This is a genomic window from Brucella pseudogrignonensis (assembly GCF_031454375.1).
GTDB classification, from domain to species: domain Bacteria; phylum Pseudomonadota; class Alphaproteobacteria; order Rhizobiales; family Rhizobiaceae; genus Brucella; species Brucella pseudogrignonensis_A.
This window is the reverse complement of the sequence record NZ_JAVDQT010000003.1, coordinates 65977-90684: the sequence shown is the minus strand read 5'-3', so window position 1 is coordinate 90684 and position 24708 is coordinate 65977. Positions and strand designations below refer to the sequence as shown.

Genomic DNA, 24708 nt, shown 5'->3' with positions numbered 1-24708 from the left:
CAGTCCGTAGGAGTGTAAACAGCGCATTTTGGAATAGATATTGATCCTAAAAAGCATGATATTGAACGTATTATGTCTTTAAATGGATTTAAATCGCAATAAATGAAGGTTTGGCATGGAAGCGAAGGTCGAAGAGAAACAGGTTGATGCGGATGAAAATAACACGCAGGAAACCGTTGTTCGCCTCACGCCCATGATGGAACAGTATATTGAGATCAAAGCTGCGAATGTTGATTCGCTGCTTTTCTACCGCATGGGCGACTTTTACGAACTGTTTTTCGACGATGCGGTTGAGGCCTCCAAGGCGTTGGGCATCACGCTGACCAAGCGTGGAAAGCATCTTGGCGAAGATATTCCGATGTGCGGCGTGCCGGTTCATGCCTCTGATGACTATCTGCAAAGACTGATTGCCAAAGGCTATCGCGTTGCGGTTTGCGAGCAGATTGAAGACCCGGCGGAAGCCAAAAAACGCGGATCAAAATCGGTAGTCCGCCGCGATGTGATCCGGCTTGTTACCCCCGGCACAATCACCGAAGAAAAGCTGCTTGATCCGTCAGAGGCCAATTATCTGATGGCGCTTGGCCGCACCAAAGGCGACGGCGCGCTGGCGCTTGCATGGATTGATATTTCGACTGGCACATTCCGCGTGTCGGAAACAAGCGAAGACCGGCTTTTTGCCGATGTTGCCCGTGTCGATCCGCGTGAATTGATCGTGGCGGATACGGCATTTCATGATGCCGAGCTGCGCCCGACTTTCGATCTTATCGGCAAGGCGGTTATTCCGCAGCCTGCAACTCTGTTTGACAGTGCGGCGGCTGAAAATCGCATTCAGCGCTATTTTAATGTGGCGACGCTGGATGGCTTCGGACAGTTCAGCCGCTCCGAGCTTTCCGCCATTTCTGGCGCCATTGCCTATATTGAAAAGACGCAGATTGCCGAGCGTCCTCCGCTGATGCGGCCTGAACGTGAGCAGGAAGGCGGCACGATATTCATCGATCCCGCCACCCGCGCAAGCCTTGAACTCGCCCGCACCATGTCCGGCAATCGCGAGGGCAGTCTGCTCAAGGCCATTGACCGCACGGTGACAGGCGGTGGTGCGCGGCTGATTGCCGAGCGTCTGACCGCACCTTTGACTGATCCAAAGGCGATTGCGCTGCGCCTTGATGCGGTTTCATGGTTTTTAAGCGAACAATCGCTTTGCGAAGGGCTGCGGCTGGAGCTGAAAGGCGTGCCGGACATGCCGCGTGCACTGTCGCGCTTGGCGGTTGGTCGTGGTGGTCCGCGAGATTTGGGTGCTTTGCAGCGCGGTTTTGAAGCCTCCAACGGCATCGCTTCTATACTTGAAGGCACAATTCTGCCCGATGAATTGGCAGCAGCGCGTGAAGCCATTGAGACATTGCCCGTCAGCTTTGCTGCCCATATCGACCGCGCGCTTGCCGACGAAATGCCGCTGTTAAAGCGCGACGGCGGTTTCGTGCGAGAAGGCTACAACACAGAACTTGATGAGATGCGCGCGTTGCGTGATCAGTCGCGCCGTGTCATTGCCGGACTTCAGGCCGATTATATCGAGGAAACCGGCATCAAGACTCTGAAAATTAAGCACAATAATGTGCTTGGTTACTTCATCGAAGTTACAGCCAATAATTCCGGCACCATGACCGATACGGTCGAAGCCAAGGGCCGTTTCATCCATCGTCAGACAATGGCCAATGCCATGCGTTTTACGACCACGGAACTGGCCGAACTGGAAAGCAAAATCGCCAATGCCGCTGATCGTGCGCTCTCCATTGAATTGGCAATCTTTGAAGAACTGACTGCCGAAGCAGTCAGCCATGCTGATAGTATCCGTGCTGCTGCTGCTGCACTTTCCGTGTTCGATGTGTCTGCTTCACTTGCCGTGCTGGCCGATGAGCAGGGCTATTGCCGTCCGATGGTCGATGACAGCCTGTCTTTCAACATCGTCGCTGGCCGTCATCCGGTGGTGGAGCAGGCGCTGCGCCGTCAGGCTGCCAATCCGTTTGTTGCCAATGATTGTGATCTCTCACCGCAATCAGATGGCGGAAATGGAGCGATCTGGTTGCTGACCGGCCCGAATATGGGTGGTAAATCGACCTTCTTGCGCCAAAATGCGCTGATTGCGATCATGGCGCAGATGGGTTCGTTTGTACCCGCAGGTTCGGCACAGATCGGTGTGGTGGACCGCTTGTTCAGCCGGGTTGGTGCATCGGACGATCTGGCGCGGGGCCGTTCGACCTTCATGGTGGAAATGGTTGAAACAGCGGCTATTCTCAATCAGGCTGGCGAGCGTTCGCTGGTCATTCTCGATGAGATTGGTCGCGGCACGGCAACCTTTGACGGGCTTTCGATAGCCTGGGCGGCGGTTGAATATTTGCACGAGAAGAACCGTTGTCGTGCATTGTTTGCCACGCATTTTCATGAAATGACGGCACTCTCTGAAAAGCTCGACAGGCTGTCGAATGTGACAATGCGGGTGAAGGAATGGGACAATGATGTCGTGTTCCTGCATGAAGTGGCAAAGGGGGCGGCTGACCGTTCTTATGGCGTGCAGGTTGCGCGTCTTGCTGGTCTGCCGGAAGCTGTCGTCAATCGTGCGCGCGATGTGCTGCATCAGCTGGAAGCCGGTGAAACATCTGGCAAAGCCGATAAGCTGATCGATGATCTGCCGCTGTTTTCAGTCGTGCTGAAACAGGAAAAGCCAAAGCCGCAAGTGAGCGCAAAAGACAGCGAATTGTCCAAGGCTGTGGCTGACATCAGCCCGGATGAACTGACGCCGCGCGAAGCGCTTGAGCTGATTTATAAGCTCAAAGAATTGGCGGGCAGGGCGTAAAATCAAAAAGGCGAAGCTGGTGCTTCGCCTTTTTATTTATACAAAACGATTGGCTTCCGCACCGTAGTAAGTGATGTAGCGGCTGGAAATCCGCTCAATCGGCAGGATGATGAAAACATCTGTCGTGCCGAAAGCTTCATCGATCACCGCGCCGTCACCGATCATCGCACCGAGACGCAAGTAACCCTTCACCAGCGGCGGCATCGAGAACAGCGCAACCTTGGTGTTGATCGCTTCTTTCGGCATCAAATCCATCGGCTGATAGCGATGCGGCAGTGCGCGCACATCCCAGTCAGGCGTTGCACGGCAATTCTGATGCAGGAACGACAGTCCCAGCGCATGTGCAGCCGGCACAGCACCATGGAACGATGCACAGCCAAACATCACATCAATCGAATGGCGGCGGCAATAAGCCCATGCACCCTGCCAGAGCAGTTCAACTGTGCGCTTGGAGCGATATTCCGCTTTGACGCAGGAGCGACCAAGCTCGAGAAGCCTCAAATCAGGGCGCGAAAGCGCCAGACGCTGCACGTCATATTCATCAGCCGAATAAAAACCGAGTGCTTTTTCCGCCTGTTCGCTGCGCATCAGACGATAGGTGCCGACAATCTGCTTGTGCTCTGGCACGGGCAGGGCGGTATCGTAGACCAGAAGATGATCGCAGATCGCATCGAAACGGTCGGCGTCTCGCAACTCAACTTCTTCAATGCTTTCCTTGCGGGCGCCCATTTCTTCAAAGAACACACGAAACCGCAATTCCTGCGCGGCTTCAATCGCCTCGCGAGAATTTGCAAGTCGCACTTCGAGCGTGCCGATGCGTCCCAAAACTATGGGAGCGCCGTTTGTCTCAAAAAGTGCCTGTTGTGCTTCTATACCCGACATGACCGTATCATCGATGATTTGCTGGCTCATTCCAAGCAGTGTTGACATGATGATTCGCTCCTAATTCCGTTTCCGCGCATTCCCGAATGGCTTGCCCGGCAACGGATGATTTGTTCCGTATTTGCCAAAGCAATAGTCGTTCAGTGCTACGTGAGGATGACAGAAGCGTGTCACCAATGTGTCAATTGGAGTGGGTCGAGCTTATCCCCTTCAAAAAACTGTTAAATTTGAATTCAAATTAAGCGAAAGCCCCTGTGCAATCAAGACTTTCGCTCGGGCTGCAAAAAACAACCAGCAAGAATGGTTAGCGCGCTGCTTTTTCGCGCCGCCAGCCAAGAAATTCTTCTAGAATAATCAGTGCTGCTCCGATGGTGATAAATGTGTCTGCCAGATTGAAAACAGCGAATGACCATGTAGGCAGATGGAAGAGGATATAATCGACCACATAGCCGTGCATCACGCGGTCGATCAGATTGCCAATCGCACCGCCCACAACGAGCGCAAAGCCATAGCGCGCAAAGATACGATTGGATGGATTGGTCCACCAGAGATAGAGCACGAAAATAATGACGGCTGCGGTGATTGCAACCAGTCCCCAGTCGTGCAGCCATGCCAGCATCGAGAATGCGATGCCTTCATTATGCGTGCGAAACAGTGCAAGAAACGGCAGAATATCAATCTGCTCGTGATAGCCCATCCGGGTTTCAACGAGATATTTGACGCCCTGATCGATCAGAACCGTAAAGAAGACAACGAAAAACGATGACAGGACGGCGTGGCGCTTCATCCGCTGGTTCTTTCATCAAGGGTGAGGGCATCGCGGCGAATTTCATAGAGCATGACGCCGGTGGCAATCGCCAGATTAAGCGAATCGGCGCGACCAGCCTGCGGAATACGCGCGAGTTTATCGCAGCTTTCTGCCAAGTTATCTGGCAGTCCCTGCTGCTCATTGCCCATCATGAGAATGACTGGCTTTTTGGCATAAGGGATCGTGCGATAATCGACAGCACCTTTCAGATGTGTGCCGACGAGAAGCCCCGAAAAGCCTTTGCGCCAGTTGAGAAACTCGGATTCCGTTGTCTTATAAAGCGGCAACGAGAAGACCGAGCCCATCGTCGCACGCACGGTTTCCAGCGAATAAGGATCGGTGGTGTCGCCAATCAGGATAATGCCTTTGGCACCAACCGCGTCGGCTGTGCGGATGACAGTACCAAGATTGCCCGGATCGCGCACACGGTCGAGCGCGATGTAAACATCATTGCCTTTTGGCTTGAGGCTTGAAAGCGGCTGATACTGCTGCTCGAAAACGCCAACTACCATCTGCGGATTATCGCGACGGGTGATGGCTGCCATGATCTTTTCGGTCACTTCCAGCACCAGTCCGCCCTTGGCAAACGTGCGTGCTGCAACCTGCTCGACCATCTTGTTGCCCTTGCCGGACTTGGCAAAAACAAGCGTCTTAATGCGCCAATCCTGTTCAAAGGCATCAATGACGAGCTTCAAACCTTCGGCCAGAAACACGCCCTGCTGATCACGAAACTTTTTAAGGGCGAGCGAGCGAAGGTCTTTGACAATTGGATTTGTCAGGCTGGTGACTTCTTTCACCTGACCGACGCGTTGGCCTGAATGCTGGCCCGAATGTGAATTGCCGCTTTTGGAAAAATCGTCGTCTCGGCTCATTTTGCTACCCAGCGGCTGAACATGGAGGTGGAAAGCGCACGCTTTGATGCACGTTCGCGAAGAATAAGTTCGCCCGATTCGACCGTTCCGCCAAGTCCGGTGAAGCGGTCACGGACCAGTTCATGAATGGCGAAGAAGGAAGCGCGGATCGAATAGGCGGTCAGAATGACGGCCAAAGCTTTTGGCGAAAGGATCGCACGGCAAGTATCGACCATAGCAGGCAGATGTTCGAACAACTGCCAGACTTCACCGTTCGGGCCACGGCCATAAGCGGGGGGATCAAGCAGGATAATGTCATAGGTGCTGCCGCGGCGCTCTTCGCGCTGCACAAACTTCATCGCATCTTCGCAAATCCAGCGGATTGGCTTGTCTGATAGTCCGGCCATTTCCTGATTTTCGCGCGCCCAGACGATTGCTTTCTTCGATGCATCGACATGGGTAACTTCAGCCCCTGCGCGTGCTGCAACAAGCGAAGCTACGCCAGTATAACCAAACAGATTGAGCACTTTTACGGTGCGACCCGACTTGGCTGCATCACGAATAAGCTTGTCCATATAGGACCAGTGGGCGGCCTGTTCCGGGAACACGCCGACATGACGAAATGATGTGAAACGGCCATGAAATGAAATGCCGTCATGCTGCATCGGCCATGTTTCGCCAAGCTGCTCACCAATCGGCAGCTTTGGAAATGCCCAGCGGCCCATGCCTTCTTCATCAGTGTTGCCGGTAAAGACTGCGTCGGCCTTGTCCCATTCGCCTTTGCCGAGGCTTGGAAGCCAGATGGCCTGACCTTCCGGCCGGATGATGCGATAGGGGCCATATTGTTCGAGCTTGAGACCATCGCCGCTATCAAGCAGCGCATAATCGTTTGACGGCTCTGTTTCGAGAATGACAGGTGCGCGTTCGCCCGGACGCTCGCCTTGATACGCTTTGATTTCGCGTAGAGGGCTAGCTGCAGCGTGCTTTTCTTCGGCTGGCTTAACAGGTGCCTTAGCGAATTGCGGGCGTGGCTTTTTAAAGAACGTACCTTTGTCGTCAGGCTTGTTCCCATGTCTTGAAGCCGAACGCGGTTCTTCATGCTTTGCGCGGCCTGAACCGCGCTGCTCTTTACCGCCTGTTGGCTTCTTGCCTTTTCCTTTTGGCGCCTTCACCCGAAACTCCGTTTATTATTTTGGGTTTAGGTAGGGCAAATGCCGCCAGAACGAAAGTGAAAAAACGAAAAGACGCGATCAGACCTTGGTGAGAGTGTTAGACGCGTGGCGTTTTTCGGCAGATTCGGCACGTTCGAGAAGCTGTGAAGCCTCTTTTTTATAGTGGCGACCACGACGGCGGTGCTTGCCTTGCGTGAGCCAAGTCACGGCCGCACCAATAACAGCGCCAAGGATGAGCGCGCCAAACAGCCAGATAAACAGCGGAGCCTGATAGGTCAGTGCTGGATTGCCGGGATTGAACGGATCAATTGTCAGGCCAATCGTTTGACGATTGGCCACCGACAAAGCGATCAGAATGATCGCCAGCGGCACAAGAATGACAATTGTTACGACGCGCTTTGCCACCATGACAGATCAGATGGCGCCGTTGAGACGGTCACGCAGTTCCTTACCCGTCTTGAAAAACGGAACCCACTTTTCTTCGACGTCCACCGTATCGCCGGTGCGTGGATTGCGACCACTGCGGGCAGGGCGGTTTTTCACCGAGAACGCGCCAAAGCCGCGAAGCTCGACGCGATTGCCTTCAGCAAGGGCGGTTGTGATCTCATCAAAAACCGCTCCAACGATGTTTTCAACATCGCGCTGGAAAAGATGCGGATTACGGCTGGCGATAATCTGAACGAGTTCCGATTTGATCACGGCTTTTAACCCCTGTGTTTATGGTGTCCGACGAAAGGACTCAATTATTTGCCGGGTTGCTGCCCGGCTGACCGTCAACGTGCCAAACGGAGAGAAGTCCGTCAAGGAAGATACGATCTTTAGCGATTTCATTAAGTAATCCATTGGCTTCCTGAGGCAAGCCCAGAAGTTTCGCGCCAGCATGAATAATGAGATCGCGGAGCGAAAATCCGGTGTCTGCGCTGACCGGCTTCCATTCAAGTTTCGGCAGATCTTTGGAAATGCCTTTGCTTGTCAGCCAGTCAACCGCTTCCTGCTCTCCACCAAGCCCGTCGATCAGCTTTTTCTCAAGCGCCTGACGGCCCGTGAAAACTGCACCATTGGCGAGCGCCAACGCTTCTTCATGGGTGAAAGAGCGGCGTTCCTGCACAATGCCGACAAACCAGTCATAGGAATCCATGATCATATTGCGGATCATGGCTTTGGCTTCTTCGCTTGCCGGGCTGAAATAGTTTGGTTCCGCTTTGAGTGGCGAAGACTTGATAGCTTCAACCTTCACGCCAATCGTATCGAGCAGTTTTGACAGATCGGGATATTGGAACAGCACGCCGATTGAGCCGACAATTGAGGTCTGATGCGCAATAATATGGTCTGAGCCAGCGGCAATCATATAGCCAGCGGAAGCTGCAAGGGTACCAACCTGGGTGACGACCGGCTTCTTTTTAGCGATTCTCCGCACAGCTTCATAAATCGTTTCTCCGCCAACAGTGGTGCCGCCGGGAGAATCAAGAATAAGGATCACAGCTTTGACAGCATCGTCATCGGCAATTTTGTTAAGGCGCTTGAGAAGCTCTTCATTCTCAAAAATTGTGCCTTCGATGCGCACTTTCGCAACATGCGGCGTGGCAAAATTTGTGCCGCGCATGGAATAGGAGGCGATGCCGGCGATCAATAGAGCCAAGAGAAGGAGAAACGCGACGCGCCAGACAGTCAATTTACGGCGCAGCTTGCGTCTTTCGATCAGGGCTTCGGCATCTTGAGCCATTCGGTCGGTCCATCCATTCAACAAACAAGATAAATAATAATTGATGCCTTTTAATATATGGTTCGCAATTGGGGAAGGTGGTGCGCTTCCCTTCTGCTCAGGCTAGAGACTATAATGAAATTTAGTTTTATGTTAACAAGGAATTGATCGGGCTTTTATCAGTAGTGAAAAGGCCGGAATACGCGGTATTTTCTGCGAATTTATAGAGCCTATGCCCGGTTTGCATGGCAGGTGCGTTGTTTTGTGGTCTGTAACAGACTTGAGTAGCAGGCTATTGAACCCCAAATAAGCCGCATTGAACGAAGATAGCATTCGACGAAAAATGTTGATCCTAATGCTTTCGTAAACAGTTGAGCAATAAAGCAACATTAAAAGCTGACGAAAACCTGGAACGATTGAAAGACACTATGAGCGCTGACACACCACATATTCATGTTTCGCGAGGAGCTGCCGCCGCAGTTTCTGAAAGCGCGGGCATGCATTTTGGAGCGTCTGAAAAGGCAGCCTCAATTTTTCGTGCAGCGCAGCGCCATTCGGTCCGCGTGCGGGTACTCAAGACGGCTTTGCCTGTCGCTGCAATCGCACTGGCTGCTGTTTTTTCATGGTTCACATTCCTTGCGACACCTGCTTCGCCGGTTAAAGTTGAAGTTAATAACGGTGGTGAGGCGGGTAAGCTTGTAATGAGCAATCCGCAGCTCAATGGTTACACCAAGGATAATCGCCCTTATTCGATGGTGGCAGCAAAAGCTGTGCAGGATGCCAAGAATAGCGGCTCGATTGCACTTGAAGGTATTTCGGCAGACCTGCCTGTTGGCGAAAAGGGTAATGCTAAAATCGAAGCTGCATCCGGCGTTTACGATAATGCGAATGGACGTTTGCAACTTGATAAGGATTTTACTGTTACCACTGATGAAGGGCTTCATGCCGTCATGCGCAACGCAGATGTTAATCTGAAGAGCGGACAGGTGACGACAGATAAGCCGGTTGATATTCGCAATGGCAGCACGCAGATCAGTGCAGACAGCATGCAGATTAAAGAGAGCGGCAAGGTGCTGATCTTTGAAAACAAAGTGCGTGTCGTCATTGACGGTGGTGCAGTTTCGGGTGACAAAACGCCTGAAAATGATCGGGCGGGATAATTGCCGAAAAATAGCGCATGTTTTTTGCCGCGCTTTTTAGGTGGTTGTGATTAGGTTTATGCGCAGTCAGATATTTCTATCTGGCTGCGTTATGTTTAAGATTAAGGCTGATATTCTGGCCTGAGCTGCGGTTGTGAAAGGTTGATCGACTTTTCATAACCGTTTATGCGTCAGACAGTTATGAATTGCGCTGGACCTGATCCCGCAGGGGTCTTTAGGGGAAGTATAAGCGATGGAACGTGAGACGGGCACAATGAACAAGATCTTGAAGACCCGCACGCTGCGGATGGGATTTGCGGCTTTGGCGCTCGGTCTTATTGTTGCGCCCGGTGTAGCGTCGGCTCAGGATAGCCAGCAGGTGCCTTTCGGCAGCCTCAAGCTTTCTGATGGCAAAAACCCGATCAAGATCGATGCCGACAAACTCGAAATGCTCGACAAAGAAGGCAAGGCCATTTTCACAGGCAATGTGTCTGTGATGCAGGGCGATGCGCTTTTGAAGTCCGGTAAGATGATCGTCTTTTATAACAAAGACGCGCAGGGTGAAGATGGCAAGCCCGCTGGCGGCACTGCTGGCCTGAGTGGTTCCGGCATTGATCGCCTCGAAATCAGCGACAAGGTTTACCTCAAATCCGGCACGCAGGTCGCGACTGGCGATACCGGCACTTATGACGGCAAAAGTCAGGTCATGGTGTTGCAGGGACAGAAAGTTGTCCTCACCGATGGTGACAATGTGGCGACCGGTTGCAAACTGACAGCCAATATGGGCACCGGCAAAGCTTTCCTCGAAAGCTGCAAGGGCCAGAGCAAGGGTCGCGTTTCGATCATTATGTCGCCCAAGGATCAACAGCAGGGCGGCGCTGCGCCCAAATCGAATTAACCGGAGCACGCGTGGGATTGTTCTGGAATAAGAAAGCCGACGAGTCTATGGCCGTTTCTGAAAGTGCTGCACCTTCATCTGCTGTTGACGGGATGATGCCTGCGCAGCCGGGCAAAGAAACGCGCCTTAAGGGTACTCTGGTGGCGCGTGGGCTTTGCAAAAGTTATCGCGGACGTCAGGTCGTCAACGGCGTGTCTTTTGGTGTGCGCGCTGGTGAGGCGGTTGGCATTCTCGGCCCGAACGGTGCCGGTAAGACAACGTGCTTCTATATGGTGACGGGGCTTGTTCCGGCAGATGCTGGTTCGATTGAAATCGATGGTTATGATGTAACCTCGATGCCGATGTATCGCCGGTCGCGTCTGGGCATTGGTTATCTGCCACAGGAAGCGTCGATTTTCCGTGGTCTTTCGGTCGAGAATAATATCAAGGCCGTGCTGGAAGTGGTCGAAAAGGACCGTAAGAAGCGCGCGATGGAGCTAGATGCTCTTCTGGAAGAGTTTCACATTTCGCATCTGCGCAAAGCTGCTGCAATTTCGCTGTCGGGTGGTGAACGCCGTCGTCTCGAAATTGCCCGCGCTCTCGCATCGCGCCCGAATTTCATGTTGCTGGATGAACCTTTTGCAGGCGTTGATCCTATCGCAGTTTCCGATATTCAGCAGCTCGTACGCCATTTGACCAGCCGTGGCATTGGCGTTCTGATCACCGACCACAATGTGCGCGAAACGCTCGGCCTGATCGATCGTGCTTATATTATCCATGCCGGTCAGGTGCTGACCCATGGACGCCCGGCGGAAATCGTCGCCAATCCTGACGTGCGCAGGCTCTATCTCGGCGATCAGTTTACGCTTTGATTTTTTCAGGTTTCCACAGGCTTGTGGAAACCGCTTCCCTTCTTCCCATGTATGACGCGACGACTACCTCAGCAGTCGCGTCATTTTTGCGACTATTTTCCTCTTTTCTCGAAAAAACGCACATTCAGAATTGACAAGCAAGGTTCATACCAGTTTTGATGAGCTGCACGCTTTAATTGAAAACAATTCAGGAACATGTTGCGTGCCAGCTCAATTGCCGTTTGGGAAACGGGGGGATTACGCACCGCATGGCTCTGTCGCCAAAGCTTGATTTTCGTCAGTCGCAATCGCTGGTGATGACGCCGCAGTTGATGCAGTCCATCAAGCTGTTGCAGATGACGCATATTGAGCTGGAGCAATTTATCGACATTGAGATCGAGAAAAATCCGCTTCTGGACAGAATAGAAGCTGCAAACGACGATTTTGCAGAGCCTGAAACTGCGAGCGATAGCGGTGACACGTCGGATGCTTCATCCGATGAAGACTGGTTCAAGACCGACAGCGTTGCCGACGCGCAGAACCTTTCGTCGACCTTTGACAGCTCGTTAGAAAATATTTTCCCAGATGATCCTGGCCGTTCCGATGATGCCGGGGGCATGCTTGACCCGCAGTGGAAAATTTCTGGTGGCGATAGTGGAGGCGCAGGCGGCAGTTATGATATTGATCAGCTTACCGCGAGCCGCCCATCTTTGAATGAGCATGTTGCTGAGCAGGTTGCCCTCTCATTCAGCAATCCGGCTGATCGTTTTATCGCCACTGCTCTTGCCGATGCACTCGATGAAAGCGGTTATTTGCGCGCTGACACATCGTTGCTTGCGCAAAATCTTGGTGTTGAGACCGCACATGTCGAGCGGGTGTTGCATGCGGTGCAAGGTTTTGATCCGCCAGGAATTTTTGCACGTGATCTGCGCGAATGTCTGGCGATCCAGCTTCGGCTGAAAGATCGATATGATCCGGCAATGGCAGCTTTGATCGATAATCTTGAACTGCTGGCGCGGAGAGATTTCGCATCGCTCAAGAAGCTTTGTGGTGTCGATCAATCTGATCTTCTCGATATGTTGGGTGAAATAAGGGCGCTTGATCCCAAGCCCGGCACACAGTTTGAAGTCTTGGTTGCTGATGTGATTACGCCTGATGTGTTGGTTTCGCCGACAAGTGATGGGGGCTGGGCAATTGAGCTTAACCCTGATGCGATGCCGCGTCTGATCGTGAATAATGAATATTACGCGGAAGTCAGCCCTTCCGTGAAGGCGGAAGAAAAAGCATTTCTGTCTGATTGCATGCAGTCGGCAAGCTGGCTGGTGCGCAGTCTTGATCAGCGCGCGCGAACGATTCTTAAAGTCACACAGGAAATCGTGCGTCAGCAGGACGGCTTTCTTCGCGACGGTGTTACACACCTCAAACCACTGAACCTGCGCACTGTTGCCGATGCGGTCGGTATGCATGAATCAACCATCAGCCGCGTGACGGCCAATAAATTTATGGCAACCTCGCGGGGCGTCTTTGAATTGCGCTATTTTTTCAATGCATCGATCGCCTCGTCAGAGGGTGGCGATGCGCATTCGTCTGAGAGTGTGCGCCATCGTATCCGCCAGATGATCGATGCAGAAAAGCCCGATGACGTGCTTTCCGATGATGCAATCGTTGATGCGTTGAAAAAAGACGGGGTGGATATCGCGCGCCGAACAGTCGCAAAATATCGGGAATCGATGAATATTGCTTCATCTGTTCAACGCAGGCGCGAGAAAAAAGCCAGATTATCCGCAAAGTAATCAAGATTACCTGTAGTGGATCAGAGTGAAGCATCCCTTTGGTAACGTCATGGAATTGCTCTGGAACTTCCATAACCACTGAAATCCGGTTTATTTAAATTTGCTTTTTCCTGATAGACGGGGCGCAGTGCATAAGAAGTGACCGAGAGAGGCCGCGATTGACAATTGACGTTTCAGTCAATAGAAGCCCGGCTCGCATAACGATATGAACCTGCAAAAGTCGGTTTCACACTGACCGATTGTTTGAATGGAAGGCTAGGTAATATTTCGGGAAACGCTTCTGCGTTTTCTGCGTTACATAAAAGAACGATGTGCAGTGAGCCATCCCTGACGATGAATGGGGAAATTACTCGAATAGCCGTGAAAATGAACCTATTCTGGAAAGCAAGGCCTGCTTCTCTGGAATATGTGAAACGAGGCTAAAATAAGCACAGGACGAAAAGCAAAATTGATGCTGGTTCGCTTTGCGCTTCGCTCACCATGTGGTTAGACTACGTCCTGTTGTGTAACGCAAATGAGGTGTACCAAATGACTCTGCGTGTATCTGGAAAGCATATGGACGTCGGCGAAGCTTTTACGACCCGGATCGTTGATCGGGTTAATGATGCGGTCGGCAAATATTTTGATCATGGCTTTTCCGGGCAGGTAACGGTCACCAAGTCCGGATCGCGCTATAGCGCAGATTGCACTTTGCATCTTGATAGTGGTGCCACTCTTCAGAGCACCGGAGATGCACAAGACCCGCAACTGGCGTTCGATGCGGCGGCTGACAAGATTGAAACCCGGTTGCGCCGTTACAAGCGCCGGCTGAAATCGCGTCCTGCCACTGCACCAAATGCGATCTATGATGATGTGGCATATCGTGTTATGGCACCGCTGCCGGAAGAAGAGGAGGACCTTCCGGTTGATTACGCGCCAACTATTGTTGCGGAATCGTCTGTTGCTCTTCGCACCCTCTCGGTCGCGTCGGCAGTTGTGGAACTTGACCTGATTGAAAATCCGGTTCTGGTTTTCCGCAATGCAGGCAATGATGAAGTTAATATCGTCTACCGTCGTGCGGACGGAAACATTGGCTGGGTTGATCCTTCAACGGTAACCCGCCAGTCCGCGCCACGCGCCTGACGGCAAACCAGAAGCGCACGCAGTGGATACTGTCGTGCGCTTCCCCAAACCGGGCCTTAAATGGCTTGATTGAAGAAGGAACGGAGAGAATGGATCTTAGTGATCTGATTCAGCCAGGGGCGATTATCCCTGCGTTGAAAGCCAGCTCCAAAAAGCAGCTTTTGCAGATTCTGTCTGAAAAGGCTGCGGAACTGACCGGTCTCCCTGAGCGTGAAGTTTTTGAAACAATTCTCCAGCGCGAACGCCTTGGTTCGACTGGTGTTGGTAATGGCATCGCCATTCCACACGGTAAGCTGGCGAGTATTGATAAGATTGCCGGAATTTTTGCGCGCCTTGAAACGCCAGTGGATTTTGAAGCACTGGACGATCAGCCTGTTGATCTCGTTTTCCTGCTTTTGGCACCGGAAAACGCGGGCGCTGACCACCTGAAGGCTCTGTCACGTATTGCGCGTATGTTGCGCGATGCCGATACAGTTGCCAAGCTGCGCGGCACACATGACGCGCAGGCGCTTTATTCATTCCTCAAAGCACAGCCAGCCACCAACGCTGCCTGAGTTTGACGAATATTGAGTTTTAAAAAACCGCCGTTCCGGGAGAACGGCGGTTTTTTTCTAACTAAAGCTGCACGACAGCACTTCTTTCACTGCAAAGTGACGGTACGCAGTTCGTGTTCCTGTGCGCCCTGAAGAGCTGTGGCTCGGACATCGGAGAGCACAATCGGCTCACCGCTCGCGCCAAACAGTGCCCAGATTTCTAAACCCGGAGCAATCGGTGGCAGCGCAGGGAAAGTGCGCGAGAGGTCGTCGGACCTGATCTTGCGCACATAGGCCAGTTCGCCTTCACCCAGATGCGCGAATTCATGATCAGTAAGAATATGTCTGTTCATCATCGTAGCCTCCGTTCTAGCGGCATATCATTTGCGATCATGGCGCTTAAGAGCTTAATAATTCTTTATAGCGGTCTCAGCGTGAACCCAGTCTGAACCGGATTTAGTCCTTAACTGCTATATTAATACGTTTGATCAGCCGTTCTGGTTCAGGTCTATCAAGATCAATCGCTAATAGACCGTTCTTCAGATCGCAGGCGACAACCCGCATTCCATCCGCCAAAACAAACACGCGCTGAAACTGACGGGCAGCGATGCCACGGTGCAGAAACTCGCGTTCGGTGTCGTCGGTCTGGCGTCCGCGGATAACAAGCTGGTTGTCTTCCGTCATGACTTCGAGGTCGTCGCTGGCAAAGCCCGCAACAGCCAGCGTGATACGCAGGCGTTCAGAACCGGTCTCGCCGCGCAGGCGCTCGATATTATAGGGCGGGTAGCCTTCGCCGGATTTGGCAATCCGTTCCAGCGTCTTTTCCATCGTGTCGAATCCGAGCAGTAAAGGGCTCGAAAACGGTGTCATTCGTGTCATTGCATCAGTCCTTATCGAAGCGACCGGTTATGGAAAGCACCCTTGCGGCGTATCTTTCACCCAACTGATATGGCTTGTGAAAAGCCCGACTTCAAGAGCCGAATTTCGATTCCTTTCCTTAGCCCATCTTTAGATTGTAAATCAGCGGCACTGGCGGCAAAAGCTGCCAGAAGATGTGGAAAGTCTATCTTCTGGCCTGTGCCAGTGCATCGCGAAAAGCTGTTGCGAAGCTTTCCCGATCATCGGGATTGAGAAATCCACCAATAAGGACGCGGTTCTCGCGGCTTTCGACATGCATCGATGTGATGCCGAATTCCGGTTTGCGGGCGATCCTGAAACGCGACCAGAAGGGGTGAAACTCATGCGCAACCATTTTGCCGGAAGGCTCATATTTGCGAATATGCAGCGCTGAACGGGAGACGGATATTTCTTCCCGCGCATTGGCTGCGTGGTAATTCCAGCGAAAGGCCAGATAGATCAGCAGCACATCAAGGCCGAAAAATCCGATGATTGGCCAGGCGCCGATTGACCAGAACAGGATGCAGACAAAAAGCCAGCATAGGATCAGCGCGCCCATCAGTACACGAAAACCGGTTCGCCCCAGCGAGCGATAGGGCGTCAGCAATGCACTGAAAATTGGTGTGTCAAAATTATCCGGATTTGCGCCGTCTGGATGCTGCATGGGAACGACGTCCTGTGGGGGCTGCGTCAAGCTGCTAAGTTTTTTCCAAAGCCAAGTGCCAGTATAGAGACAAAATGGAAAACGCCAAAATCAAATCCCCCGTGAATGTTGCAACACCCGCTCGCCGTCCGCGCCGGGTGGCTGGCACGCTTTATACGGCGGATGAGATTCATGAGATTTTTCGCCGCTTTTCGATATTGCGACCTGAGCCAAAGGGCGAACTTGAGCATGTGAATGCTTTTACGCTGCTTGTGGCGGTGGTTCTGTCGGCACAGGCAACCGATGCTGGGGTCAACAAGGCCACGCGTGCGCTTTTTGCGATTGCAGACACGCCGCAAAAGATGCTTGCGCTGGGCGAAGAGACAGTCGGCAATTACATTCGCACGATCGGGCTTTGGCGCAACAAGGCCAAAAACGTTATTCTTCTGTCAGAAGCGCTGATTCGCGAACATGGCGGCGAAGTGCCGGATGATTTGAATGCATTGGTTGAGCTGCCGGGTGTTGGTCGTAAGACGGCCAATGTCGTGCTGAGTATGGCGTTCGGGCATTCAACCATGGCGGTCGATACGCATGTTTTACGCATCGGCAACCGCATGGGGCTTGCACCGGGTAAAACGCCGGAAGCGGTGGAAGCTATTCTGATGCGGGTGATTCCAAAGGAATACTTGTTCCACGCGCATCACTGGCTCATTCTGCATGGGCGCTATACGTGTAAAGCGCGCAAGCCTGAATGTGAAAAATGCGTGGTCGCCGATATTTGTAAATATCCGGGCAAAACCTGCGATGTTCCGGCAGCGCTTATTCCGCTACCGCCGCAGTTTTAACATCTCTTTTGCAGAGATCGCTTTGTGGAGATGGATCATCATCGTGGCAGCAAATAGCGGCGTCAGCAGATTGATGATAGGGATTGCCAGAAAGCCTGCAATCAGCAAACCCGCGGCAAATATGGTGACACTATATTGCGAGCGTAATGCCTTCGATTCGGCTTCTGAACGATAGCGCATAGCAGCAAACTCAAAAAACTCGCGGCTAAGCAAATAGGCGTTGATCACGAAAAAGGCGATCAGATTGATGCCCGGTATGAACAGCAAAAACAGCGCTATGATGTTGCCGATAATAACGACGCCCAAGAATTTAAGCGAGACGATGACAGACCGTCCGAGTGGGAGCGGCGTGCCTTTTGGCTCACCCGGATAGTCCTCGCGCTCAACCACATCGGCCACGTCATCAAGGAAAATACCGGCGACAAGTGCTGTGACGGGCGCAATCATTAGGGCGAGCACGAGTGCAAGTCCAAGGCCAGCAACAATAGCTGCCACAATTCCAAGCCAGCCAGCCCATTCAGGCATGCCGGGCAGGATTTGCTCCATCCATGGCCAGGCCAAGGTAAAAAATAATTGACGAATTGCGACCCAAAGCCCGATGAGCAGCAAAAGCGTCAGTCCGAGTGTTTTCCATAAAATCGAACGAAATTCCGGCGTTGGAAGGCGCTTGAGAGCTTTTGATGCCGCTTCAATGATCATTTAGGTCCACTTTTCGCAATCTCATCGCATGAAAGTAGGAAGCGGGCTTGGCCTGTGCAATATCCCTGTCCCCAGTCCAAAGGTCTAAGTCGTGTCTGACAGGGTGGCCAAAGCACTTGCAAACGGTTAAACCGGCCCCACATTGCTGCGGCCAGCCCTGTTTGAAAACATCAATCAGGGCGAGAAGCAGACCAAACGGGAGCCCAGACCAGCTCATGGCTACATTCGACGTACTTTGCATTGGCAATGCCATTGTCGATATTATTTCGCGTACCGAAGACGCATTTCTCGAAACAAACGGCATCATCAAAGGTGCTATGAACCTGATTGATGCGGACCGGGCCGAGCTGCTCTATGGCCGTATCAAGGGTCAGGTTACAGAAATGTCGGGTGGCAGCGCAGGCAATACGGCTGCGGGCATTGCAAGCCTTGGTGGGCGTGCTGCCTATTTCGGCAAAGTCGCAACGGATCATCTGGGCCGCGTATTTGCACATGACATTCGAGCGCAGGGCGTTGCTTTCGATACGCGCCCGCTTGAAAAAGGATCGCCAACCGCACGTTGCACGATTTTCGTGACACCTGACGGTGAGCGTTCAATGAACACGTATCTGGGTGCCTGCGTCGAGCTTGGGCCGGAAGATGTGGAAACATCCAAGGTTGCAGACGCACGCGTGACCTATTTTGAAGGTTATCTCTGGGATCCGCCGCGCGCCAAGGAAGCAATCGTTCTGGCGTCTAAGATCGCGCATGAACATGGCCGCAAGGTCGCGATGACCCTGTCTGATCCGTTCTGTGTTGATCGCTATCGCGAAGAGTTTCTCGATCTGATGCGCAGCCGCACGGTCGATATTGTGTTTGCGAATGAAGATGAAGCAAAGTCGCTTTATCAGACCAAGACGCTAGATGAGGCAATCGAAGCGATCCGCAAGGATTGTGAATTGTCGATTATCACACGGTCTGAAAAAGGCGCTGTTGTCGTCACGTCTGAGCAGACGATTGAAGTACCGGCTATCGAGATTGAAGAACTGATTGACACCACCGGCGCTGGCGATCTTTATGCTGCGGGCTTCCTTTATGGCTACACGAAGGATCGCTCGCTTGAGGATTGCGCACGTCTTGGTTCGCTTGCCGCTGGCATGATTATCCAGCAAATGGGCCCGCGTCCGCTGGTCGATCTCAAGGCTGTGGCAACACAGGCTAAGCTCATTTAATCAGGGCACAATCCGGTCGCGCTTGAGTTCTTCCTCGGTGCGACCGGGACGGCTTTTATAAACTGGCAGGTTCCAGCCAAAATAAAGCGCGCCGCCGCGCACGACAAAGGCGATTAGTGCCGATGAAAGCCCGGCAAAGAGCGGATCGATCCCGAAACGCTCCAAAATCACATAGAGACATGCTCCGACAAGCGCTGCGCTGACATAGATTTCACGCCGCATCAGCACCGATGGCTCGCCCGCCACCATGTCTCGCAAAATGCCGCCCAGTGTTGCGGTGAAAATTCCGGTCACAATTGCCACTGATGGGCCAAAGCCAAGAGCCAGACCCTTGGCAGCGCCCACCACCGTATATGCGGCCATACCAACGGCATCAAACCACAACAAAAGCCGATAGCGTGATTCAACAAGATGGGCTGTGAAATAGACAATGACGGCAGCTGATGTGCCTGCCAGCAAATAGAACGGCTCAATCACCCAGAAAACGGGTGCACCCAAAAGCAAGTCGCGGATGGTGCCGCCGCCAATGCCGGTGATATTGGCTAGGAAGATAAAGCCGATAATGTCGAGCTGGCGGCGCGAGGCCGCAAGTGCGCCGGTGGCAGCGAAGATGAAAACGCCCGCAAAATTGGCAAAATCAAAAATCGTCAAGCACGCCTCCCAGCAATTGTCTGTCGATATTCCAACGGATGTCGACAAAAAGAAAGAGCGGCGATTAACGCGCCGCTCTTTCTCTCAAATAGGTTCAGAAGTCAGTATGCTTATGCATTGCCTTCAGGTGCGGCATCTGCAGCAGCCTTTGGGCCGCCCTTGGAAACGCCAACCATCGCTGGACGCAGCACGCGGTCGCCAATGGCATAGCCTGCCTGCATAACCTGAATGACCGTGTTGGCTGGCAGTTCAGGATTTGGAGCCTCAAAAATTGCCTGATGGAAGTTCGGGTCGAACTTTTCGCCTTCAGGGTTGAGCTTGGTCACGCCGTGGCGTTCCAAAGCTTGCAACATGGCGCGTTCTGTCATTTCCACGCCTTCGGCCAGTGACTTAAGGTTGGCATCGCTTTCCAGCGCTTCTGCTGGGATCGATTCATGTGCACGGCTCAGATTGTCGGAAACCGAGAGCATGTCGCGTGCGAAGTTTGTCACCGCATAGGTGCGGGCATCCTGAACATCGCGCTGGGTGCGCTTGCGCAGGTTTTCCATTTCGGCAACCAGACGCAGCATCTGGTCTTTCAGTTCTGCATTGTCTGCTTCAAGAGCAGCAATCGTGTTGGCAGCGAGGTTCTCGGCGTCAACTTCGTCTTCTTCGACCTCAGCGCGCGCTTCCGCCTTGCGGCTTTTCAGAAAATCGTCGGCAGCACGCTTCAGCGCATCACGATCACGAGGATTGTTGATATCGCGCTGCTCAAGATCGGCGGTTTCAGGTGTGTTTTTTTCATCAGCCATTTTGTGTCTTCCGTCTTGAAGTGTGTTTGAGCCGGATATCGAGTTTCGCGGCGTTAAAATCAAGGTCTAATTTGTTGGCCTTGTTAAGACTGACAACTTAACGCAGCAATCGCGATACAATTTGCGCAGTATAATCGACCATTGGCACGATGCGCGCATAATTAAGCCGTGTCGGGCCAATCACGCCAAGCGCGCCAACAACGCGCTGTTCGCTGTCGCGATAAGGCGCCACAACCAGAGAAGACCCTGAGAGAGAAAACAATTTGTTTTCCGAACCGATAAAGATTCGTACGCCCGAACCCGATTCAGCCAGATCAAGCAGCTGGATCATGCCATCCTTGGTCTCCAAATCATCAAACAGATGGCGCAGGCGCTCAATATCTTCTTGCGCATGAATGTTCTCAAGCAGATTGGCACGACCGCGCACGATCAAACGTGCCGGTTGGTCAGAACCTGCACCACTCCAGACGGCGATACCCTGTTCAACCAGTTCCTGCGAGAGAAGATCCAGTTCCTGTCTGGTTTCTTGCGACAGCTTTTCCAGCTCTGATTTTGCTTCGGACAGCGTATGGCCATGAATATGCGCATTGAGAAAATTTGATGCTTCGACAAGCTGGGAGGCAGAAATGCCGACAGGCAGATTGATGACGCGGTTTTCCACATCGCCATTCTGCATCACGAGAACCGCCAATGCGCGGGTGGGTTCAAGGCGTACAAATTCGATATGTTTGAGCGCGCCTTCCGTTTTGGTTGCAAGCACGAGCCCCGCACCACGCGACAGGCCAGAGAGAACTTGACTGGCTTCGGTCAGAACGCTTTCAACCGAATTGTTCATGCCCGCCGAGCGCACCTGTGCTTCAATCGACGTGCGTTCGTCCGGGCGCAGATCGCCTACTTCCATGAAAGCATCTACAAAGAAACGCAGGCCGATTTGCGTTGGCAGGCGTCCTGCAGAAATATGCGGTGCGTAAATGAGACCGAGTTGTTCCAGATCACTCATCACATTGCGGATGGTCGCAGGCGAAAGGCTGTGCGGCAGCAGACGCGACAGGTTGCGTGAGCCGACCGGATCGCCATCATTGAGGTAGCTGTCAACGATCAGCCGGAAAATATCGCGCGACCGCTGGTCGAGCGAATTAAGCAGCTGATGTTCCGGTGATTTGATCATGGTCTTAGAGCGAAGCCTCTGAATTGCATGCTATAAATATAAGCGCGCAACCCAAGGCGTCAAAGGCTTTGCGTCAATAATGACAGTTCTCTCAACATCTCTCTTGGAGGATCATGCGAAATTCCTTTCCATTCCTGCACGACAAGCCTAAAAAGCCGCAACGAAAAACGAATTGAGGAAATACAATGCGTCCATCCAAGCGCGCTGCTGATGAAATGCGTGCCGTCTCTTTTGAGCGCGGCGTCTCCAAACATGCGGAAGGCTCGTGCCTCGTAAAGTTCGGTGACACCCACGTTCTTTGCACCGCAAGCTTAGAGGAAAAGGTTCCGGGCTGGATGCGCAATTCCGGCAAGGGTTGGGTCACGGCAGAATATGGCATGCTGCCACGCTCGACCGGCGACCGCATGCGCCGCGAAGCAGCAGCCGGCAAGCAGGGTGGCCGCACGCAGGAAATCCAGCGTCTGATTGGCCGTTCACTGCGTGCTGTCGTTGATCTTCAGGCATTGGGCGAATATCAGATCACCGTTGACTGCGATGTCATTCAGGCTGATGGCGGCACCCGTACGGCAGCGATTACTGGCGGCTTTATCGCGCTGCATGATTGCCTGCGCTGGATGGAAGCGCGTCAGATGATCCGCATCGAAAAAGTGCTGAAAGATCATATCGCGGCGATTTCTTGCGGAATTTATGAAGGTCAGCCTGTGCTTGATCTTGACTATGTTGAAGATTCGGCAGCTGAAACCGACAGCAATTTCGTCATGACCGGCAAAGGCGGGATTGTCGAAATTCAAGGTACAGCTGAAGGCGCGCCGTTCTCAGAAGAAGAGTTTGCAGCGCTTATGAAGCTTGCCCGCAGCGGCGTAAATCAGCTGGTTGAGTTGCAGAAGGCAGCACTTGCCTGATAGTTAAGGCCTTCTCTTGTTTTATGAGGGGGCCAGACTATGCAAGCATCCCGCATTCTTGAAACTGCGCTCTATGTCCGTGATGTTGGTGAAGCGATTACGTTTTATCGCGACATTATCGGGCTTGAGCCGGTGGGCAAGGTGAGTGAACGCAATGCATTCTTCCGCTGTGGCGATGGCATATTGCTGTTGTTCAAAGCGGAAGAAACGCTAAAACCACCTCTACCAGGGTCGTTGCCGGTGCCACCACATGGCACTGCGGGTCCGGGGCATGTCTGTTTTGCAGCCACACGTCATGAAATTGACGACTGGCGCACCTATCTCGAAAAGCACAACATTGCTGTCGAGTCCGATTTCGAATGGCCCAATGGTGCGCGTTCGATTTACTTTCGCGATCTTTCCGGTAATTCGCTGGAGTTCGCAGAGCCGAAACTTTGGAGCTAATCAATGAGACACCTTGAAAAAGGCAAACTGATCGTCGCATCGCACAATGCAGGCAAATTGCGTGAGTTCGATGGACTGATTGCGCCGTTTGGCTTTGAAGTCAGTTCCGTTGCGGCTCTCGGCCTGCCTGAGCCAGAGGAAACCGGCACCACATTTGAGCAGAATGCCTATATCAAGGCACTGGCCGCAGCCGAAGCCACTGGTCTGCCTTCGCTGTCTGACGACTCCGGCATGATGGTTGATGCGCTGGATGGCAATCCGGGTGTTTACACTGCCGACTGGGCTGAAACCGAAGACGGCACGCGTGATTTCGGTATGGCAATGCAGAAGGTCGAAGATCTTTTGCAGGAAAAGGGTGCGACCACTCCGGTTCAGCGTAAGGCGCGCTTTGTTTCGGTCATCTGCCTTGCATGGCCGGATGGCGAAGCTCAATATTATCGCGGTGAAGTGGAAGGCACACTGATCTGGCCTCCGCGCGGCGATATCGGCTTCGGCTATGATCCGGTTTTTAAGCCGGAAGGCTATGAAAAGACCTTTGGTGAAATGACTGCTGACGAAAAGCATGGCTGGAAGCCAGGTGATGCGTCCGCACTTTCGCATCGCGCGCGTGCCTTCAAGCTGTTTGCTGAAAAGGCGCTCGGTGTTGTTTCGGATGCCGCTGAATGAACCAACACTTTTCTCCACCCGCTGGAAGTGTTGATATTCTGCCGATTGCGAGGGCGGATGGGGAGAGTGCGTTTGGCGTTTATGTGCACTGGCCATTTTGTTTGGCGAAATGCCCATACTGTGACTTTAACAGCCATGTGCGTCATCAGCCGGTTGATCAGGATCGCTTTGCTGCAGCCTTCAACCGAGAGATGGACACGCTGCGTGAGCGCACTGGTTCGCGTACTGTCACCAGCATCTTTTTGGGTGGCGGCACACCATCGCTGATGCAGCCCTCGACGGTTGGCAGTCTGCTGGATGGCATTGCGTCGCGCTGGTCTGTTGCACCTGATATTGAAGTGACGCTGGAAGCCAACCCGACAAGTGTAGAGGCAGATCGTTTTCGCGGCTATCGCGCGGCGGGTGTCAATCGCGTCTCGCTCGGCATTCAGGCGCTGAATGCCCCCGATCTGCGTCGTCTCGGACGCATGCATTCGGTGGATGAAGCCAAGGCCGCAATCCGGCTGGCGCGTGAGATTTTCCCACGTCTTTCGTTTGATTTGATCTATGCGCGGCCCAATCAGACGATTGAAGCATGGCGCGAAGAGCTGAAGGAAGCCATTGATCTGGCTGCTGATCATTTGTCGCTCTATCAGCTGACGATTGAAGAAGGCACGCAGTTCTACAATCTCTGGAAGGCTGGCAAGCTGACCACGCCAGAACCTGATCATGCTGCGGCTCTTTATGAAGAGACGCAGAGGATCACAGCGGAGCACGGCCTACCTGCTTATGAGATTTCAAACCATGCGGTGCAGGGGCGCGAGTCGCAGCACAATCTGGTTTACTGGCGTTACGGGCAATATGTCGGCATTGGTCCCGGCGCGCATGGCCGTTTTGTTGAGAATGGCATACGCACGGTTACAATGACCGAAAAGCATCCCGAAACCTGGCTCGAAAAAGTCGAGACCAACGGTCACGGCATCATTGAAGAAGAATATCTCAATGGCAATCAGGAAGGCGATGAGTTCCTGATGATGGGGCTGCGGTTGCGCGAAGGCATCGATCTTGCGCGTTATCAGCGGCTGACGGGACATGATATTGATCGCAAGCGCTTTGAACGGCTGATTGCATCGGGCATGATTGAAAAAATGGATGGCACTTTCATCCGTGCAACGCCGGATGGTTCGCTAGTGCTTGATGCGCTCGTGGCCGATCTTGCGGCTTAGGAAAGTTG

Annotated in this window: 27 protein-coding genes; 13 read left to right on the top strand and 14 right to left on the bottom strand. The window is 52.9% G+C overall.

The features are described 5' to 3' along the window. Positions 1-115 precede the first annotated feature (115 nt). Positions 116-2848, top strand: a complete 2733-nt coding sequence (mutS, locus tag J2782_RS11305) for a DNA mismatch repair protein MutS (protein WP_310012495.1) — start codon at positions 116-118, stop codon at positions 2846-2848. Between the two features lie 36 nt (positions 2849-2884). Here mutS and olsB read toward each other — a convergent pair whose 3' ends face one another. The 7 genes from olsB to sppA all read right to left on the bottom strand — a co-directional run bounded on the left by olsB (position 2885) and on the right by sppA (position 8284). Next, complete coding sequence (olsB, locus tag J2782_RS11300; RefSeq protein ID WP_310012493.1) at positions 2885-3778, bottom strand: l-ornithine N(alpha)-acyltransferase; 894 nt, start codon at positions 3776-3778, stop codon at positions 2885-2887. Between the two features lie 256 nt (positions 3779-4034). After that, positions 4035-4517 carry a signal peptidase II gene (lspA, locus tag J2782_RS11295; protein ID WP_310012492.1) on the bottom strand — a complete coding sequence of 161 codons (483 nt, stop codon included), beginning with the start codon at positions 4515-4517 and terminating at the stop codon, positions 4035-4037. Then, the gene (locus J2782_RS11290) at positions 4514-5410 is read right to left on the bottom strand and encodes a TrmH family RNA methyltransferase (RefSeq protein WP_310012490.1); all 897 of its coding nucleotides are present in this window, start codon (positions 5408-5410) and stop codon (positions 4514-4516) included. Before J2782_RS11290 ends, lspA begins: the two co-directional genes overlap by 4 nt. Next, positions 5407-6561: an RsmD family RNA methyltransferase gene (locus J2782_RS11285; protein WP_310012488.1), complete on the bottom strand. Its 1155-nt coding sequence runs from the start codon at positions 6559-6561 to the stop codon at positions 5407-5409. Before J2782_RS11285 ends, J2782_RS11290 begins: the two co-directional genes overlap by 4 nt. 78 nt (positions 6562-6639) lie before the next feature. Next, a complete protein-coding gene (locus J2782_RS11280) occupies positions 6640-6969 on the bottom strand; it encodes a LapA family protein (RefSeq protein ID WP_310012486.1) in 330 nt (109 codons plus the stop codon). Positions 6970-6975: 6 nt separating this feature from the next. Further along, the gene (locus J2782_RS11275; protein ID WP_250039129.1) at positions 6976-7260 is read right to left on the bottom strand and encodes an integration host factor subunit beta; all 285 of its coding nucleotides are present in this window, start codon (positions 7258-7260) and stop codon (positions 6976-6978) included. A 40-nt stretch (positions 7261-7300) separates the two neighbouring features. Beyond that, the gene (sppA, locus tag J2782_RS11270) at positions 7301-8284 is read right to left on the bottom strand and encodes a signal peptide peptidase SppA (protein ID WP_310012480.1); all 984 of its coding nucleotides are present in this window, start codon (positions 8282-8284) and stop codon (positions 7301-7303) included. A gap of 407 nt (positions 8285-8691) precedes the next feature. On the opposite strand from sppA, the gene lptC reads away from it, so the two are divergent. The 6 genes from lptC to ptsN all read left to right on the top strand — a co-directional run bounded on the left by lptC (position 8692) and on the right by ptsN (position 14599). Then, on the top strand, positions 8692-9423 hold the full coding sequence (lptC, locus tag J2782_RS11265) for an LPS export ABC transporter periplasmic protein LptC (RefSeq protein ID WP_310012479.1): 732 nt from the start codon (positions 8692-8694) through the stop codon (positions 9421-9423). Between the two features lie 232 nt (positions 9424-9655). Next, a complete protein-coding gene (locus J2782_RS11260) occupies positions 9656-10300 on the top strand; it encodes an LptA/OstA family protein (RefSeq protein WP_310012476.1) in 645 nt (214 codons plus the stop codon). An 11-nt stretch (positions 10301-10311) separates the two neighbouring features. After that, positions 10312-11151, top strand: coding sequence for an LPS export ABC transporter ATP-binding protein (lptB, locus tag J2782_RS11255; protein WP_310012475.1), 840 nt, complete (start codon positions 10312-10314; stop codon positions 11149-11151). A 248-nt stretch (positions 11152-11399) separates the two neighbouring features. Further along, positions 11400-12923, top strand: coding sequence for an RNA polymerase factor sigma-54 (gene rpoN / locus J2782_RS11250; RefSeq protein ID WP_310012473.1), 1524 nt, complete (start codon positions 11400-11402; stop codon positions 12921-12923). A 528-nt stretch (positions 12924-13451) separates the two neighbouring features. Next, positions 13452-14045: a ribosome hibernation-promoting factor, HPF/YfiA family gene (gene hpf, locus J2782_RS11245; RefSeq protein WP_250039120.1), complete on the top strand. Its 594-nt coding sequence runs from the start codon at positions 13452-13454 to the stop codon at positions 14043-14045. An 89-nt stretch (positions 14046-14134) separates the two neighbouring features. Next, positions 14135-14599: a PTS IIA-like nitrogen regulatory protein PtsN gene (gene ptsN / locus J2782_RS11240; RefSeq protein ID WP_250039118.1), complete on the top strand. Its 465-nt coding sequence runs from the start codon at positions 14135-14137 to the stop codon at positions 14597-14599. Positions 14600-14685: 86 nt separating this feature from the next. On the opposite strand, the gene J2782_RS11235 is transcribed toward ptsN, so the two are convergent. The 3 genes from J2782_RS11235 to J2782_RS11225 all read right to left on the bottom strand — a co-directional run bounded on the left by J2782_RS11235 (position 14686) and on the right by J2782_RS11225 (position 16139). Continuing rightward, entirely contained in the window at positions 14686-14931 is a 246-nt protein-coding gene (locus J2782_RS11235; protein WP_250039449.1) for a BQ00720 family protein, read from the bottom strand. A gap of 103 nt (positions 14932-15034) precedes the next feature. Then, entirely contained in the window at positions 15035-15457 is a 423-nt protein-coding gene (locus tag J2782_RS11230; protein ID WP_250039117.1) for an Hsp20 family protein, read from the bottom strand. 184 nt (positions 15458-15641) lie between these two features. After that, positions 15642-16139 carry a DUF2244 domain-containing protein gene (locus J2782_RS11225; protein WP_310012470.1) on the bottom strand — a complete coding sequence of 166 codons (498 nt, stop codon included), beginning with the start codon at positions 16137-16139 and terminating at the stop codon, positions 15642-15644. A 74-nt stretch (positions 16140-16213) separates the two neighbouring features. On the opposite strand from J2782_RS11225, the gene nth reads away from it, so the two are divergent. Further along, positions 16214-16963: an endonuclease III gene (nth, locus tag J2782_RS11220; RefSeq protein ID WP_310012465.1), complete on the top strand. Its 750-nt coding sequence runs from the start codon at positions 16214-16216 to the stop codon at positions 16961-16963. Here nth and J2782_RS11215 read toward each other — a convergent pair. Beyond that, positions 16946-17662, bottom strand: coding sequence for a sulfate transporter family protein (locus J2782_RS11215; protein ID WP_310012463.1), 717 nt, complete (start codon positions 17660-17662; stop codon positions 16946-16948). The two genes, nth and J2782_RS11215, sit on opposite strands and share 18 nt — an antisense overlap. Before the next feature lie 215 nt (positions 17663-17877). Here J2782_RS11215 and J2782_RS11210 point away from each other — a divergent pair, with 215 nt between their 5' ends. Then, positions 17878-18873, top strand: coding sequence for an adenosine kinase (locus J2782_RS11210; protein WP_310012462.1), 996 nt, complete (start codon positions 17878-17880; stop codon positions 18871-18873). On the opposite strand, the gene J2782_RS11205 is transcribed toward J2782_RS11210, so the two are convergent. The 3 genes from J2782_RS11205 to hrcA form a co-directional block, all read right to left on the bottom strand. Continuing rightward, positions 18874-19524, bottom strand: coding sequence for a trimeric intracellular cation channel family protein (locus J2782_RS11205; protein WP_310012460.1), 651 nt, complete (start codon positions 19522-19524; stop codon positions 18874-18876). 110 nt (positions 19525-19634) lie between these two features. Next, positions 19635-20315 (bottom strand): nucleotide exchange factor GrpE, encoded by a 681-nt coding sequence (gene grpE, locus J2782_RS11200; protein WP_310012458.1) that lies wholly within the window; start codon positions 20313-20315, stop codon positions 19635-19637. Positions 20316-20412: 97 nt separating this feature from the next. After that, a complete protein-coding gene (gene hrcA, locus J2782_RS11195) occupies positions 20413-21483 on the bottom strand; it encodes a heat-inducible transcriptional repressor HrcA (RefSeq protein WP_250039109.1) in 1071 nt (356 codons plus the stop codon). A 185-nt stretch (positions 21484-21668) separates the two neighbouring features. Here hrcA and rph point away from each other — a divergent pair, with 185 nt between their 5' ends. From rph to hemW, 4 genes are read left to right on the top strand one after another with little or no spacing between them, the layout of a single operon-like run. Continuing rightward, positions 21669-22385, top strand: a complete 717-nt coding sequence (rph, locus tag J2782_RS11190) for a ribonuclease PH (protein ID WP_310012455.1) — start codon at positions 21669-21671, stop codon at positions 22383-22385. A 39-nt stretch (positions 22386-22424) separates the two neighbouring features. Continuing rightward, positions 22425-22829 carry a VOC family protein gene (locus J2782_RS11185; RefSeq protein ID WP_310012452.1) on the top strand — a complete coding sequence of 135 codons (405 nt, stop codon included), beginning with the start codon at positions 22425-22427 and terminating at the stop codon, positions 22827-22829. A 3-nt stretch (positions 22830-22832) separates the two neighbouring features. After that, entirely contained in the window at positions 22833-23495 is a 663-nt protein-coding gene (gene rdgB / locus J2782_RS11180) for an RdgB/HAM1 family non-canonical purine NTP pyrophosphatase (protein WP_310012451.1), read from the top strand. Then, positions 23492-24700, top strand: coding sequence for a radical SAM family heme chaperone HemW (gene hemW, locus J2782_RS11175; protein WP_310012450.1), 1209 nt, complete (start codon positions 23492-23494; stop codon positions 24698-24700). The genes rdgB and hemW overlap by 4 nt, the downstream gene beginning before the upstream one ends. Positions 24701-24708 lie beyond the last annotated feature (8 nt).